General features: G+C 71.0%; 12 protein-coding genes and 1 pseudogene. 6 read left to right on the top strand and 7 right to left on the bottom strand.

Features of this window, described 5'->3' with window-relative positions:
• Window positions 1-15: 15 nt before the first annotated feature.
• Window positions 16-1,194, top strand: a complete 1,179-nt coding sequence (locus WMF11_RS28010) for a DUF6688 family protein (protein ID WP_437972882.1) — start codon at window positions 16-18, stop codon at window positions 1,192-1,194.
• Window positions 1,195-1,632: 438 nt separating this feature from the next.
• Here WMF11_RS28010 and WMF11_RS28015 read toward each other — a convergent pair whose 3' ends face one another.
• Window positions 1,633-2,553 carry a transposase gene (locus WMF11_RS28015; RefSeq protein ID WP_437902338.1) on the bottom strand — a complete coding sequence of 307 codons (921 nt, stop codon included), beginning with the start codon at window positions 2,551-2,553 and terminating at the stop codon, window positions 1,633-1,635.
• 327 nt (window positions 2,554-2,880) lie between these two features.
• On the opposite strand from WMF11_RS28015, the gene WMF11_RS28020 reads away from it, so the two are divergent.
• The 5 genes and pseudogenes from WMF11_RS28020 (at window position 2,881) to WMF11_RS28040 (ending at window position 5,611) form a co-directional block, all read left to right on the top strand.
• Entirely contained in the window at window positions 2,881-3,972 is a 1,092-nt protein-coding gene (locus WMF11_RS28020) for a DUF6055 domain-containing protein (protein WP_437972883.1), read from the top strand.
• Window positions 3,969-4,271 (top strand): annotated as a pseudogene (locus WMF11_RS28025) (DUF6055 domain-containing protein); the annotation flags it as partial. The gene WMF11_RS28020 and the pseudogene WMF11_RS28025, both read left to right, overlap by 4 nt.
• 119 nt (window positions 4,272-4,390) lie before the next feature.
• Window positions 4,391-4,558, top strand: coding sequence for a hypothetical protein (locus WMF11_RS28030; protein WP_437979423.1), 168 nt, complete (start codon window positions 4,391-4,393; stop codon window positions 4,556-4,558).
• On the top strand, window positions 4,555-4,899 hold the full coding sequence (locus WMF11_RS28035; protein ID WP_437979424.1) for a hypothetical protein: 345 nt from the start codon (window positions 4,555-4,557) through the stop codon (window positions 4,897-4,899). Before WMF11_RS28030 ends, WMF11_RS28035 begins: the two co-directional genes overlap by 4 nt.
• A gap of 7 nt (window positions 4,900-4,906) precedes the next feature.
• Window positions 4,907-5,611, top strand: coding sequence for a CTP synthase C-terminal region-related (seleno)protein (locus tag WMF11_RS28040; protein ID WP_437972884.1), 705 nt, complete (start codon window positions 4,907-4,909; stop codon window positions 5,609-5,611).
• 58 nt (window positions 5,612-5,669) lie between these two features.
• Here WMF11_RS28040 and WMF11_RS28045 read toward each other — a convergent pair whose 3' ends face one another.
• From WMF11_RS28045 to WMF11_RS28070, 6 genes are all read right to left on the bottom strand, one after another.
• Complete coding sequence (locus WMF11_RS28045) at window positions 5,670-7,364, bottom strand: hypothetical protein (RefSeq protein ID WP_437972885.1); 1,695 nt, start codon at window positions 7,362-7,364, stop codon at window positions 5,670-5,672.
• Entirely contained in the window at window positions 7,361-7,753 is a 393-nt protein-coding gene (locus WMF11_RS28050; protein ID WP_012237562.1) for a DUF4150 domain-containing protein, read from the bottom strand. Before WMF11_RS28050 ends, WMF11_RS28045 begins: the two co-directional genes overlap by 4 nt.
• 52 nt (window positions 7,754-7,805) lie before the next feature.
• Entirely contained in the window at window positions 7,806-8,531 is a 726-nt protein-coding gene (locus WMF11_RS28055; RefSeq protein WP_437902344.1) for a DUF3540 domain-containing protein, read from the bottom strand.
• A 161-nt stretch (window positions 8,532-8,692) separates the two neighbouring features.
• Window positions 8,693-9,766: a pentapeptide repeat-containing protein gene (locus WMF11_RS28060; protein WP_437902345.1), complete on the bottom strand. Its 1,074-nt coding sequence runs from the start codon at window positions 9,764-9,766 to the stop codon at window positions 8,693-8,695.
• Complete coding sequence (locus tag WMF11_RS28065) at window positions 9,763-12,435, bottom strand: DUF2169 domain-containing protein (RefSeq protein ID WP_437902346.1); 2,673 nt, start codon at window positions 12,433-12,435, stop codon at window positions 9,763-9,765. The genes WMF11_RS28060 and WMF11_RS28065 overlap by 4 nt, the downstream gene beginning before the upstream one ends.
• Window positions 12,436-12,441: 6 nt before the next feature.
• Window positions 12,442-14,877 (bottom strand): type VI secretion system Vgr family protein, encoded by a 2,436-nt coding sequence (locus WMF11_RS28070; RefSeq protein WP_437902347.1) that lies wholly within the window; start codon window positions 14,875-14,877, stop codon window positions 12,442-12,444.
• Between the last annotated feature and the right edge of the window lie 174 nt (window positions 14,878-15,051).

Below are 15,051 nucleotides of genomic sequence, written 5' to 3' on the forward strand. Positions count from 1 at the left end.
GCCCTCGCCGCGTTGGTGGCCACCGGCTACGGCGTTCCGGCGCTCGCGGCGCTGCTCTTCGGCGCGGGACAGCTCGTCCGACTCGATGCCGCGATCTTCGCCGCCGGAGCGCTCGGGCTGGCCGGTTGGATCGGCCTGACCGTATGGACATACCGCGCGATACGACGCCGGGGGCGCGACCCCTTCCAGGTGGCGGCCGAGGTGCTCACGCTGCTCCTCCTGCCCGCCTGGGGCCTGGCGTACAGCCATGATGCCCCCGGGACGTGCACTGTCTCGGCATGCGACGCCGGCACCACGGCGTTCCGGCCGCTCGCCGAGCCGGAAGTCCACGGCCTGATCGCGCTGCACGCCCTCACCGCGCTCGCCTATGTCGTGTCACGGCGCCGGAAAGAAGCGCTGCCTGGCCCTGCAGAGCTCGTCGTCCATGCAGCGCTGCTCGTCGGAATTGCGCTCCACGTCCTGCTGGCGGTGCACTTCGGCCCCTGGGTCGCGGCCGGCCTGCTCGTGCCGCCGCTGCTCCTGCCGTGCGTAGCGCCGGTGTTCACTGTCGTCTTCTATTCCGCCGAGCTGCGCGCTCGCCTCTTGAGGCGGGGCGTCGAGGCCAGCGCGCCCGCTCCGTTGGCCGCTGCCGATCCCGCCTATCGCGCGGGGCCGCCGCAAGTCCCGCTCCCGCCGCGGCCCGCGATTCACCGACCCACGTTGTGGCGCGCCCTCGCGGCTTCCCCGCTGCTGCTCGGGGTTCACGCCGTCCTGCACGCGGCCTGGCTGGGACATCCGGCAGCCGCCCTCCAGGTCTTCACCCGCACATGCGGGTACACGCTGTCGCAGCTCCCGATCGTGAAGCTGCCCGGTGATTGCCACTACTTGTGCACCGTCGCTGCGCGCGGCCACGCCTGGCTTGTGCGCCCGATCCGGCTCGGACGGCGGGGCGGCACGCCGATCCTCGTCAATCGCCAGCTCGCCATCGCCAACGCCTTCGAGGATCTGCTGCACGAGCGCTGGCCGCGCTTCGGCCGCGCGGCGCGCCAGCTCTACGACCGGATGGGGCTGCGCGTGAGCCGATACATCGGCGCCGCTTGGGCTGCGGATCTCGTCTATCTCGCGATGAAGCCGCTGGAGTGGGCGTTCTACCTAACGCTCCTGCTGCTCGACCCGCGCGCCCCCGAAGAGCGGATCGACCGTATGTACAGGTGAGAGCGGCCCAGCGGCCCAGCGGCCCGCCCCACCCGACCGACCCAGGTTGAGCCATCATCACCCGACCGACCCGCAGCACGACCCACCCGGGTTGAGCCATCGAACGAAAGCGTACGCAAGAGGAAACTCGACCCGGGTTGTCGGTCACCGGATCTGCGCGCCCCCAATCCATAAATGACCGGGGTTGATTCAATCGCTTCGCCTCACCTATCGACCCATAAGCGCCGCCCTGTCAGTCAGAGCCTATCTAAAGTCACCGCTCCAATCGCCGCATACGCACTCGACCCGGCATACCCCACTCTTGGGCGTACGCGCAGCGCCAGACAAGCGCTCCGCCCGCTCCGGCTTTTCCAGACGGACGTCCTCCACGACACGACAACAACGCGCCGAACCCGTTCCCGCGCTTCTCGCATCGCGGAGAACGGCGCCATGCGGTATCTACACCACGAGCCTGAGGTCCGTCACGCTGGCGCCGTGGAACGTGCGCATCCACCAGGTTCCCGCCGGGAACACCACACCGCGTACCCCGGCGCGCCACCGTTCAAGCGCCGCGCGGTACGACGCACGAAACGCCCGCACCGCAGCACCAGCGATTCGCCGTGCATCACCCTGCTCGCGGCCAACGGCGAAGGTCGGATTACGTTCGCCCAGCGCCTCGAAGCTCGTGACGCGCTCGTACGGGGAGATCTTGCTGACTCGCTCAGCACCAAGAAAGCGACGCCCTTGCCGCTGCAGCGCCGCATGGGCCTGCGCCTCCTGTTCCTTGAGCGCGGCGGCGACCAAGTGCCGAAAGTCATCGATGCCGTCCTGCTCGACCGCCGGTGGCAGCGCGAGAGGCAGCATCACTTCCTCGGGCCACTGTGGATTTTCCGGATCAAGATACGCCACAGGACGCGCCGCATGCAGCACGCCGCAGCCGAGCTCTCTCACATCGACTTTCGCCCCCGGCCACTCACGCGCATGCCGGACGAGGCCAGCGGCCACAGGGTTCGCGAGCACGTAGGCGATCTTCTCCACGACTGCAGCGCGCGTCAGGAGGCGCACAACGCTCGTGGCTTCGTGGTCCCATACCGGTCCCTCCCACGCGCGAAGCACCTTGGTCCCGAGCGCCACAATGCGATGAAAGAACTGCAAGAAGCGCGGCAGGACGCCATTCACGTCCGTCACGACCAGGTGTAGATGGGTTGACATCGCGCAGAACGCGTGTACTTCGATCCGGAAGCGACGGGCCGAGACCGCGAGGGCGTAGACCAAGAGCTGGGTGATCGCTGCGTCGGGGCGCAAGAGCAGGTGCCGACGCAAGACGCGACGGGTGATCATATAGGTAGCGCCGGGCGAGATCTCGCGGGGGTGGCTCATGGCCCGTCCGTATCAACAAACGCTGTGCCAGAGATTGTAGTCAATCATTTCGAGCACTTGCCACGCCCCACACGTGGCGATCACTGCGCCAGAGGTGGCGACCGCCATGCCGTCTTCCACCTCGGATGTTATTTTCACCACCTCCAGACATCGCAGCCCATCCCCTTCCACCAACCTCTAATCCAAACCCAACCTAGGTTAAGATTTGGGAGCAAATCTAGGTCGGGTCTTGGAACGACCTGCGTCGAGTCCCCGATCTGGGTCGGGCCTTCGGGTCCAATCTGGATCATGTCTCAACCTGGGTCGGTCTGTAGTTGCCGGCCTCTCGTGAACGGCTCCGCGCTCGTCGTCGCCGCGCTCCTCGCGGCGTGCGGTCAGGCTTCGGAGGAACCTGCTCCGGGATCAGGGTCCGGCGGCGGCACGACGGCGACCTCAGGGACGGCGACGTCAGGCGCAGCCAGCACCGGCAGCACCAGCAGCGCCGGCGGCACCGGTGAATCGACGGCCGAGGCGGCGGGAACCGGCGGCTCGACCGGGGCTGCAAGCGGCAACCCCGGCGCCTGCGAGCAGGGCACGACGAGCACGGCGTGGGCGACGAGCTGCCAGACCGCGGGGGCCAGCTGCACGGCAGGCACCTGGAGGGCGCCGCGCGACGGCGGCGAGACGCGCGCGCCGCTGCGCCACGAGTCGGCGCACTTCGCCTTCTACTGGCCCGAGGGGACGGACATCGACCTGAGCCAGGCGGAGGAGGCGGCGGACACGCTCGAGAGCATCTGGAGCGCGTACTTCGGCAGCCCCATCTTCTTCCCCGAGCCGTACTGCAAATCAGCGGACAACTGGAAGGCCGCGGTCCATTTCGACAACAGCTTCCCGCTCTGGGGCGGCGGGTGGAGCCGCAACGGCGTCAACTACACGGGGATGTGGATCGGCCCCGACGCCGCCCGCGACCCGTGGGGGCTCGCGCATGAGTTCATGCACGGCGTGCAGTCGACGACGCAGGCGTTCCCCGATTGCGGCGGCGACGGCTGCTGGATCTTCGAGAGCCACGCGAACTGGATGCCGCATCAGATAGGGCGGGACAACGTGCACTGCTCGGACATGCTGCCGAACATGCCGCACCTCTACTACGGCAACACCCGGAATCGCTATTGCAACTGGCAGTTCTTCGAGTTCCTGAAGGACAAGCACTGCTACAGCGCCGTCAACGACATGTGGGCCTACGAGGCGCCGCGCGGCCAAGGGGACCCATGGCAGAAGCTCATGCTGAGCCGTGGCTGGGACCTCGAGCGGCTCAACGACGAGTTCGGCGAGTGGGCGATGCACAACATCACCTGGGACTACAAGGACCCTCCGCCCACGGACGGAGGCGATCCCTCCGGCGTGTATCGACGAAATACGGCTCGATCGAGGCCGACATGACGTCGAACGGCCGCACCGATCGCCGGCTTCGTCTCACGCGCCTCGAGGCGCTCGACGCGGACTGGGCTCAGAATCGCCGCTTCGTCTCGCCGTATCACTGGGCACCGCAGCGCTGGGGTTACAACGTCGTGCGCCTGCACCCGAAATCGGACGCGACCAGCGTGCGCGTTGTGTTCCGGGGCGTGACGCAGGCTGGCGCCGACTCCGGCTGGCGCTGGGGCCTCGTCGCGACGGACCCGGAGCTGACCACATCGCGCTACAGCCCTCTGCAGCGCGGGAGCGACGGCGAAATGGACTTCTGCGTCAGCCCCGGCGGGCACGTCTACCTGGTCGTGGTCGCGACGCCGAATACCAGAAGCTGGTCTGGACGAAGCCGTCGGACGGGCCAGCGTACCCGTCGATCTATCGCTATCCGTACATGGTGGAGCTCGTCGGAGCGTGGCCCGCCGGCTTTCAGGACGGTCAGCTCGATGCGTGTCCGCGGGGCACGACGAGGCACGCGAACGGCGGCGGCTGCGCGCCCGCGGGCACGCCGTCGAGCGTCTACGTCGGTCCTTACGCGACCATCCCCTCGGCGGAGAGGTGAGCGGCGACGTCCGCGTCGAGGATCACGCGACCATCGTCAACGGCGTGATCTCCGGCGGCCGTGTCGGCGCGCTCAGCCTGGTCGGGCAACACGGCTCGGGCATCCAGGCGCGCGGGTTCAACGTGAGCGGCTCGGCGAACGTGCAGACCACCTTCTACCCGCTCGGCTGGTTCGGCGATGGCCAGTCCGTCTCCGGAACAGCAAAGCTGCTCGGGGATGTCGAGTTCGTCGCCACATCGAAATCGAGCAACACGTTCTACGGGTTCGTCCCCGCCGACTGGGCGGGCCTCTCGACGGTCACCGAGGTGACGACCGCGCCGCCGTACACCTGGCGGCGCTGAGGCTACGATGCAGACGATGCTTCATGTTGGGCTCATCGGTGACCACGACGACGCCGTGACGGCCCACCGGGCCATCCCGGTGGCGCTGCGGCTGGCGGGAGAGGCGCTATCCGTGCCGCTCTCCTTTGAATGGGTGCCGACCGAGGAGGTGACCGACGCCTCGCGGGTGGCTCGTTACGACGCCCTGTGGTGCGTTCCGGCGAGCCCGTACCGGAGCATGGATGGCGCGCTGCGCGCGATCCGCTTCGCCCGCGAGCAGCGGCGCCCGTTCCTCGGCACCTGCGGGGGCTTCCAGCACGCGGTCGTCGAGTACGCGCGCCATGTGCTGGGCTGGTCGGACGCCGAGCACGCGGAGACCGCGCCGGAGGCGCAGCGCGCGGTGATCGCGCCGCTTGCGTGCTCGCTGGTGGAGGCCACCGGCACGATTCGCTTCAACGCCGGAACCCGCATCGCGCGGGCGTACGGCCGCCCTGAGGCCACGGAAGGATATCGGTGCCGCTACGGCCTGAACCCGGAGTTCCGGGCCGCGCTGGTCTCGGGCCCGCTGCGCATCGGCGCCGAGGACGACGCCGGCGACGTGCGCGCCGTGGAGCTCGACGGCCATCCGTTCTTCGTCGCCACGCTGTTCCAGCCGGAGCGCGCCGCGCTCGCCGGTCGGCTGCCGCCGCTCGTGGCCGAGCTCATCCGAGCCTGCTCGAGCGCCGCCGGCTGAACGCCGGCGCCGCTTCACGAGGTGTTCCTGCGAGGCGCTGCGCGTGCGGCGCCGGCGTTCAGCGCGATTGCAGGAAGTACCTGCGCGCGGCCTCGCAGAGCTCGGGCCAGCGCTGGGCAAGGGCGGGATCTGCTGCGAAGCGGCCTGCCCAGAAGGCGTCGAGCGAGGCGCGCGCCGCGGGGGTCGGCACCCCGTAGCGTGCGTTCGTGCTCTCCACGTAGGCGGGGTACAGCTCGCACGCGACGACGAGCCCGGCGTACTGGTTGAGCGTGAGCGAGGGTGGCGGGCGCGCGCTGAGCGGGTCGCTCACGCTCCCGGGGGCCGGCGTGGAGGCGGGCGGGACACTCGGCGTGGCGGCCGGCAGCGCGCTCGGCGCGGCGACCAGCGGCGCGCTCGGCGCGGCGGCCGGCGGCGCGCCCGACGCGGCGGCCGGCGGCACGCTCGGCGCGGCGACCAGCGGCGCGCTCGGCGTGGCGACCGGCGGCACGCTCGGCGCGGCGACCGGCGGCGCACTCGACGCAGCGACCGGCAACGGGCTCGCCGTGGCAGCGGCCTGCGCGCTCGGCGTGGCCGCAACGGAATGACGCTCGTCGTGGAGCGGCACCGCCGGGGAGTGGTGCGCGGGCGCCGGACCAGGCTCGCGCACCGGCTGTCCATCGGGGCTGGCGACGGGCTGAAACGGCAGCGCCGAGTCGAAACGAGCGACGGACGGCCGAGGGCGGTCTTCGGAGGCCACCGGGATGAAGGGCAGCGCCGAGTCGATGACCCGCGGCGAATCGGGGAGCGTCTTGCTCAGGGGCTTCGACTCCGCGCCGCTCACCGGCGGGTCCGTCCGAGGAACCGACGCAGGCGCGGGAACAGGCACGATCGCGGGCTGGGTGACGGATTGGGGTGCAGGTGTGGACGCAGGCGCCGGAGGGGGCTCGGGCGCGGCCACAGGTGCGGGCGCGGCCACAGGTGCGGGCGCGGCCACAGATGCGGGCGCGGCCACAGGTACTGCCATCGGTGCCAGCGCGGGTGCTGCGATCGGCGCGGGCACACCGAGCGGCGCCGGCCCAGGCACCGCCGTTGACCCCAGCACCGCCATCGGCGCGGGCATCGGCGCCGGCATCGGCGCCGCCGGCGCCGCCATCGGCACGAAGGGCAGCCCCCCGCCCAGGCGAGACAGCGGCCCCTGCGCCTCGACCAGCGCCGGCGCGCTCGTCGTCGCGGTGACCTCCTCCGCTTCATGCTTCGCCGCGGTCGGCGGCACGAAGGGCAGCCCCCCGCCCAGGCGAGACAGCGGCCCCTGCGCCTCGACCAGCGCCGGCGCGCCCGTCGTCGCGGCGGCCTCCTCCGCCGCGCGCTTCGCCGCCACCTCGTCCTCCGCGCGCTGCGCCGCGGCCCGCTTCGCCTCCGCCAGCCGCTCGTCGAGCGCCCTGTGCGCGTCCTTCAGCACGACAAGCGCCTCGGCGCTCTCGCCCTCCGGACCGAGGACGCGGCCGATCGCCAGGAGCATCTCTCGCGCGGCGCGCAGCGCCGCCTCGTCCGCCGCGCGGCCGGGCAGGTGCCGCCTGGCGAACGCCGTGAGCTCGTCGTCCTCGCATCGAGCGAGATCCGCGAGCCGGGCCGCCACGCGGCGCCGATCCGGATCGACGCTGCTGCCCGTCGGCCTGCGCATCGCCGCGTCGAGCTTCGCGAGCGCCTCGGTCAGCGTGCTCTTCTCCGGCGCCGACCCTGAATCCGTGGCGGACCCCTTGCTCGCGACCCTCACGGCGCGAGCACGAGGACGGTGGTGACGCTCGGTACGATGGCCATGCCCGGCGCGTTCGTGCTGTTCTGGATCGAGATGCTCGTCAGGCGCGTCATGGGCGCGCAGCCGACGATCACCGTGAAGGCCGCGGTCACGTTGCGCGACGGGCCCATCACCATCCCGGACGCGACGCCGAGCGCGACGCCCGGGTTGTCCCCCATCGTGAGCGGCGCGACCGTCAGCATGTTGTGCGCCGGCGCGCAGGTGACGAGCACGTTCGGCACGAAGAGCACGCTCATCGGATGGAGCGAGATGTTCGGGTATGGAATCGGCACCGGGGCCGGCGTCGGGGTCAGGCACACGTCCGGGAACGCCAGGCACATCCCCCCTGCGGTCGTCTTCGCGAGCATCGCTTCACCCCTCGTCGTTGCTGGCGCCCGCGGCCTCGCGCGGCGCGCCCCTTCAGCCGATCTTGACCTGCTCGCCGTCGAGCTTCGCGAGCGTCCGCGCGGCGACGATCGTGTTCTCCCCACGCACCGCCGCGAGGCCCTCCGCGCGGAGATCGAAGACGCCCGCGCGCACCTGCTCGAGCGCCTCGACGAAGCGGAACGCCTGCTTCGCGCGCTGGACGAGCCGGTCGGCGCGCGTTTCCATGCGCTCGGCGACGACGACGGCCTTCTGGAAGTGCGCCTCGAGCGACCGGCCGACGAGCCCGATCTCCTCGATCGCCGCCGCCGCCGCCTGCGCGCGGATCTGGAGCTTGCCCGCGAACAGCCCGACCTCCCTGGCGGCGGCGATCTCGATCTGGTCGCCGGCGCCGAGCCCGAGCCGCCCCGTCGCCTGCACCTTCATATCGCCCTCGGCGACGATCCGCGTCGTCGCGCCCGCCTCGCCCTCCAGCACCGCGAGGACGAAGACCTGCTCGCCCTCCACCGCGCAGAGCACCCGATCCCCCGCGTCCGGCGCGACGAGGCAGCTCTTCGCGCGCCGCGCCGCGACCGGCCCGCCGCCGAGCTCGACAACGAGCCCCGACGCCGTGCCCCGGACGACGCCCGTCTCCAGCGACGGCACCCGTCGCGGCGAGGGCGACCGCTCGATCGCTGGCAGATCCACCGCGGCCAGGAGGTCGTCCTGCGCGCTGTCGTCGTGTGCCACCGTCAGGGGCTCGCGGGCCGCCATGCTCTGCATCTCGGGTCTCCTCGGCCTGGATCCGCCCGGTCAGGACGTGCGCGCCGCAACGCTAGTTTCGACGATTTCACGGCAAAAATCAATGAACTTCGTGGAACGCGGCCTCGCCCCAGGGCGCACTCGTGTCTCGTGGTTCCGCGCGGCGCGCGCAGCAGGCACGGTCACGCGCGCTGCCCATCGCGCTCGCCGCCGCGGCGCGGCTTCCAGTCCTCGATCGCGGCGAGCTTCTCGTCGTCGCCGAGCCAGCCCGCGCCCGCCGGCACCTTCGCCCCGTCGCGGCGAGCGCGGTGCAGCTTGGTGCGGAACATCGCTGCCTGCGTGAAGTCCGCGCCCGAGAGGTCGCAGTGCGAGAGGTCCGCGTACGCGAGCTTCGCGCCGACGAAGCGCGCGCCGGCGCACGACGCGAAGGCGAGGTACGCCTCGACGAGCTCCGCCCCCGAGAAGTCGGCCTCCGCGAGCGCGGCCCGCTCGAAGATGGAGTTCTGCAGCTTCGCCCGCGGAAACCGCGCCTTCGCCGCGCTCGCCTCGACGAAGAGCGCCTGCGTCAGGACCGCATCGGAGAAATCGCAGTCGGACACGTCGACCCCGGTGAAGTTGCACTGCGTCGCGTCGCAGCCCGCGAAGCTCGAGCCAGCGACGCTGCCGCGCATGAACTGCGTGCGGAACAGCTTTGTTCCCTGGAACGCCCGCGCGCCCAGCGCCGCCTCGACCAGCGTCGTGAGCGTCAGGTTCGCGCCGTCGAGCAGCGCGGTGCGCAGGTCGAGCTTGTACAACGTCGCCTTCTCGAGGTTCGCGCGAGAGAAGTTCGCGCCGCCGGCCTTGACCTCGACGAGGTTCGCCCGGTCGAGGTTCGCCCCCTCGAACGAGGCGCGCTCCAGCGAGCACGTCGTCCAGCTGGCGATGGGCGCCTCCGCGCCCGACAGCGCCGCGCCCTCGAAGCTCGACTCGACGAAGGTCGCGCCGATGAGCCTCGCCCCCGAGAGCGTCGCCCCGTCGAGGCGGCTCCGGAAGAACGTCGTCAGGTGCAGGTCCACGCCCGCCGCGTCCACGCCCGACAGATCGCACTCCGAGAACGTCGACTCCTTGACGAGCGCGCCCCGCATCACGCGCGGCATGCGGACCCGGTCGAACACCGCGCCCGAGAGATCCGCGCCCGTCAGGTCGAGCCCGGAGATGTCCACGGCCTGGATCGGGTCCCCGTGGCGGACCTTGTCGAGCACCTCGTCGCGGTTCATGTCGCGCCTCCAGGAGCCGGCGCCGCCTGCCGGTCGAACCGGGTGAACTCGACGCTCGCCTCGGCGAACGTCGTGCGGTTGTCACCGCGCGCGCGGCTGAAATCGGCCCGGCAGAGCTGCGCGCCCGTGAAGTCGGCCCCCGCCAGGCGCGATTTCGAGAGGATCGCCTCCGTCAGATTGCACCCGCGGAGCGACGCGCGGTCGAGGTTCGTCCGGATCAAGAGGGCGTTCTTCATGACGGCGCGGTCGAAGGTCGCGCCCGTCGCGTCCGCCTCGGAGAGATCGGTCATCGTCATCTGGGCTCGATCGAACCGCGCGCCGCGCAGGTCCGTCGTCCGGAAGCAGGTCTTGTCGAGCACGGCGTCGCGGAAGTCGGCCTCCGGCAGGCCGCTCTTGTGGACGGCGACCCCCTCGGAGAAGCGCGCCCCCGCGAAGCGGGCCTTCGCCCCGGTGCAGCTCATCAACGACGTCTTGTGCAGCCGAGCGCCCGAGAAGTCCGTGCCGTCGAGCGAGCACTCGAGGAGCATCGCCCGCTCGAGGTTCGCCCCGGCGAGGTTCGCCCCGGCGAAGCTCGTCTGGAGGAACGAGCAGAGCGAGAGATCCGCGCCCGAGAGATCCACGCCGCCCCAGCTCACCTGGAGGGCGTCGGCGCGCTCGAGCTTCGCCCGCTTCAGGCTCGCCCCGGCGAGCCTCGCGCCCATCAGGACGGCCTCGGTCAGATCGGCGTCGTCGAACACCGCGCCCTCGAGGTTCGCCTTGCCCAGGTTCGCGCCCCGGAGCCGCGCGCCCGTCAGGTTCGCGCCAGAGAGGTCGGCTTTCGCGAGCACCGCGCCCTCGAGCACCGCGCCCGAGAGGTCGCAGCCGCGCAGGTCGGCCCCCTCGAGGAACGCGCGCGCGAAGCGCATCCCCCGCAGGTCGACCCCGCGGAAGTCCACGCCGGTGAGATCGCGCTCGTCGAGCGGCTCGCCCGCCTCGCGCGCCGCGTCGACGACGACGCGCGCCATCTCCGAGGCCTCGGCGGTCATCGGCAGGGCCGCGGATCGCAGGTGCGCCGAGCCGCGGTAGCCCTCGCGCGCCGCCTGCTCGAGGCGGAGCAGCTGCTCGGGGAACCCTGGATCCGCGAGCATCGCCTCCAGCTCGAGGTTCGGCACGCCGCCGAGGCGCGCCGCCTCGGCCAGCTCTGCGTACTGCTGGAGCTGCGCCTTGGCCGAGAAGCGCGGCGGGCCGCCCGGCGGCTCCTCCCCGGTCTGGCCGCGCCGGAGCGCCTCCTCGGACACGTCCATCTCCGCGGCCTGCGCCTTCAAGCGCTCCTCGGCCTCCTTCTTCAGCCGCTCGGCCCTCTCCTTCTCCTCCTCCATCTTCCGCGACGCCGCGTCGAGGTACGTCACCAGCGCGTCGAGATCGTCGACCGGCGGAGGCGCTTCCTCCTCCGGCAGCGGCGCGTCGAGGCCGAATCGCGCCGGGTCGATGCCGTCCGCGAGCAGCTCCTCGCGGCGGCGCTCGCGCTCCCGCTCCGCGCCGCGCCGCAGGTTCTGCATGGCGAGGTTCTCGCTCTTGAGCCACTGCACCATCTCGATGCCGGCGACGTTCGCGGCGACGCCCGACTCGCGGGGCGGCATGAGATCGCTGTCGCTGAGGGACGCGATCGAGCCCCGGTCCTTGTCGATCCGCCGGGCGAGCGCCTCGCGGTAGTGCTCGATCGGCCGGGGGCGGCCGATCTCCTCGCAGGCGACGACGAGGTCGACGATCTCCCCGGCGTCGTCGTCGGCCACGGGCATCGAGCCGTGGAAGATCACGACGCCGAGGTTGGCCGAGGGGAAGAGCCACACCGTGTCGCAGCGGACAGGCAGCTCCAGGAACGCCTCCCCGCTCGCGTCGCGGCGGGTGACGAGCACGCGCGCGGCGAGGCCGGGGAGCGCGCCCTCGATGCGCGGGCGCGTCGGATGCATGTTCTCCACGAGGAACGCCTCGTCGCCGCGGAGCGGCTCGGCCAGCCATTGATCGCTCGGCGCGACGTTGAAGAAGGCGGGATCGACGTCGGGCGGCAGGCCGGGCGCCCACTTCTCGACGTAGTCCGCGCCGTACGTCCCCGCGCGGGCGCGGCGCTGGCCGAACGTCACGTCCATCGCGAGGAAGGACGCCGGGCCTGGCCGGTCGCCGGGCGAGCGGATCAGCGCGCCGTAGTGCTCCACGTTCGGCAGCGGACGGACGCGCTGCCCGCCGCGCTCGATCTCCTCGATCCCCTTCCCGTAGGGGTTCGCCGCGTCCTTCGGCCCGCCGAGCGCGCGCGCCCAGTCGATGGGCATCTCCGAGAACGGCTCCGGCTCCGTGAAGCCGTGGCCGCTCCAGTACCGGTCGCCCAGCACGGCCAGGCGCTTGTCGACGGAGCCGAGCCGCGCCCGGACGAACGACGCGCCGACGCGGCGGCCCTCCGGGGCGTAGCACCGGCCCGCGACGAGCAGCTCGCCGCGCGCCTTCGTGATGCCGTCGTCGAGCGGGAGGCTCCCGAGCGCCGCCGTCGCGGCCTGCCAGAACGACATCTCATCGACGAGCGCGCGCGGCGCGTCGAGGGGGAACGCCATCATGGCGCCCACGTGGAACCTGAGGCGCCGCGCGACCTCGACGACGCGCGTGAGCGCCGGGACCTTGAGGGGTTTGACGACTCGCATCCGCGCTCAGATCTTCGTGAAGGCGCTGTTCCACGCGATGACCCCAGCGAGGGTCAGCGCGATCGCCTGCTGCTTCAGGTAGGTGCCGAACTGATCCATCTTGGCGCCGACAGCCTTCTTGTCCATCGCCGCGAAGTCGAGCTTGATCAACGACGTCTCGAGCTTGAGCAAGTAGGCCTGCTGGGCGAGCGCGGCGTGGTCCGTCTTGATGACGCCGGTCGCCCCCTTGTAGACGAAGAGCTCGTGCTTGTTCGGCGTGAGGTCGAACGTCAGCCCGAGCACCTCCCACTTCAGGTTGGTGGCCGTGATCTTCGCGTTGGGCGCCTTGATCAGGAAGTTCGTGTCGGACTTCAGGTCGACGTCCGCGCCGAAGTGGCCCTTCCAGGTGGTGGCGACCTCCGTCTTCCAGCTCTTGTAGTCGTCGAAGTTCTCGGCCGTGACCTTGTGCATCCACGGCCCGGTCACCGTCGACGAGCCCTCCGGCTCGATCGTCTGCTCGAACTTGCCGTGGACGTCATGCTTCATCCCGCCGCTCGTGATGGTCAGCGTCATCCCGTCGGTGATGGTCTGCTTCATGCCGCCGGCTTCGACCGTGTCCTCGCGGCCCGTCTTGATCGTGGTCTTGCGCGTCGCGTAGTAGGTCTCCGTCGCCGCGGCGGTGACCTGGAGCGTGTACGTCCCGCCGATGCCCGCCCAGAGGTTGCAGACCACCATGCTGAACTTGTTGCCGCTGACGTTCTCCCAGGAGTCGCCGCCGATCCATGAGCCGCCGTCTCCCGAGGTCGTCTCGAGGTAGCTGAACGTGACGTCGACGAGGCTGCTGCCGGCGATGGCCGGGTCGGCGTTCTCGGGGGACAGGAACGTGCCGGTCTGCGTGTCGCCGTCGCCCGTGTAGACCGCCCCGTGGTTGGCGCTCGGCGTCCCCATGTAGATGCCGGTGCGGTTGTTCGGCGTGCTGAGGAAGATGAACTCCTTGCCCTGCTCGTCCTCGAGCACGAGCTGGTTGCCGCTCCCCGTCCGGATGATGTTCTGGCTGAGGTTGCGCTCCGCGACGACGCTCGGCCGGTGCGCGTTGGGCACGACGCCGGCGATGAAGGGCCGGTCCGGGTCGCCGCCGAGGAAGGAGATCATCACCTCGGTGCCCTTGCGCAGCGGGAAATGGAAGCCCTCGGTCGTCCCGCCGTGCGGCTGCATCATGCGCACCCGCGTCGAGATGCGCGCGTCGGGCAGGCCGCTCGTGTCGAACTCGAAGCGCACGAGGTAGCGGCCGTCGGCGTCGATCTGCGCGTACTGGCTGTCGGCGGGGCCGCAGACGATCGCGTTCTCGAACCCGTAGATGCGCGGCCACGGCGTCGCCTGCGGCGCGCGGAACTGCACGTCGGCCGGGATCGCGAGCAGCTTGATCGCGTAGATGTCCTTGGCCGAGAGCCCCGTCAGCCGCGCGACCTCGGGCGTGATCCCGGCGACCGACGCGCTGTGCTGCACCTCGAGCGCGAGCCACTGGTCGACGACGTCGGCGGGCTGATCGTCCAGCGAGAACCGGTACCCGGCCCGCGGCCCGAGCGCGTCGCCGCTCCCGCGCAGGGTCACCTCGCGGCAGCCGATCGACTGCGCGCGCACCTGCGCGAGGCGCTCGGCGTCGCTCTGCACGAAGACGCGGAAGCCGTACTCGCGGATCGCCCCCACCCCGTTCGCGGTGATGCTGCTCTCGCCCTTCACCGACGCGGACGGGTTCGAGTAGTTGTAGTCGGCGATGGTCACCGTCTTCGGCAGCCACTGCACGGTCTGCTCGATCTGGTGCAGGCCCGGCGGCGCGGTCACGTCGTCGCCGAAGAGCGGGACGTAGCGCACGACCCCGCCGCCCGGGAAGTCGTCGTGCAGCCCGCGATCGTCGACGATGACGAGCACCTCGCCGGGCCCGTCCTCCGGGTGCTCGAAGAAGTAGTAGAGGCCCTCGCGCTCGAGCCACCGGTGAAAGAACGCGAGGTGCGTCTCGCGGTACTGCGCGACGAACTCCTCGACCGGGTAGTCGCCGTCGTTGATCGAGAAGCGGAATTCGCCGCCCGCGAGCCCGCCGTTCTGGAGCGTCGCGGAGAGGAACTCCTTGACGGGCTGGTTCGTGAAGACGTGGCTGCGCCAGAAGTGGCGCAAAAACCAGAGCTTCGGCACGAGCAGCGCCTGGTACAGCGCCCGCTCCGCGCTCTGGTGCAAGAGGCGAACGCTCGCGATGACGCCGTGCACGACGAGCGGGTCCTTCCCGTCGCCGCGGCTCGCGCGCACCGTCGCCCGCTCGCCCACCGCCTTGCGCACGTCGGTGCTCGTCGGGACGGAGAAGAAGAGCTCGAACTCGTACGGCTGCGAGACGTGCTCGGTACCGCGAAAACCGATGAAAGCAACGCTGGCGAGTGCCGAGCACGAGAGCGAGAAACCGTCTGGGCGCATGGAGAGCCTCATCATCCCGGGCCTGGTGTTGAGGGCGGAATCTCCGTGCGTCGCGTCGCGGTGTCAACGTCTGCATGCACCACGAGAGTGCTGTGGAACAGCGGATCCGGTGGTGGGACGAGAGCGCACCTGTGCGACGTTTGCCGCGCAGCGCGGGCTCGACGGCGCGCGCTT

The sequence above is a fragment of the Sorangium sp. So ce295 genome, from assembly GCF_051527405.1.
Taxonomy (GTDB): Bacteria; Myxococcota_A; Polyangia; order Polyangiales; family Polyangiaceae; genus Sorangium; species Sorangium cellulosum_B.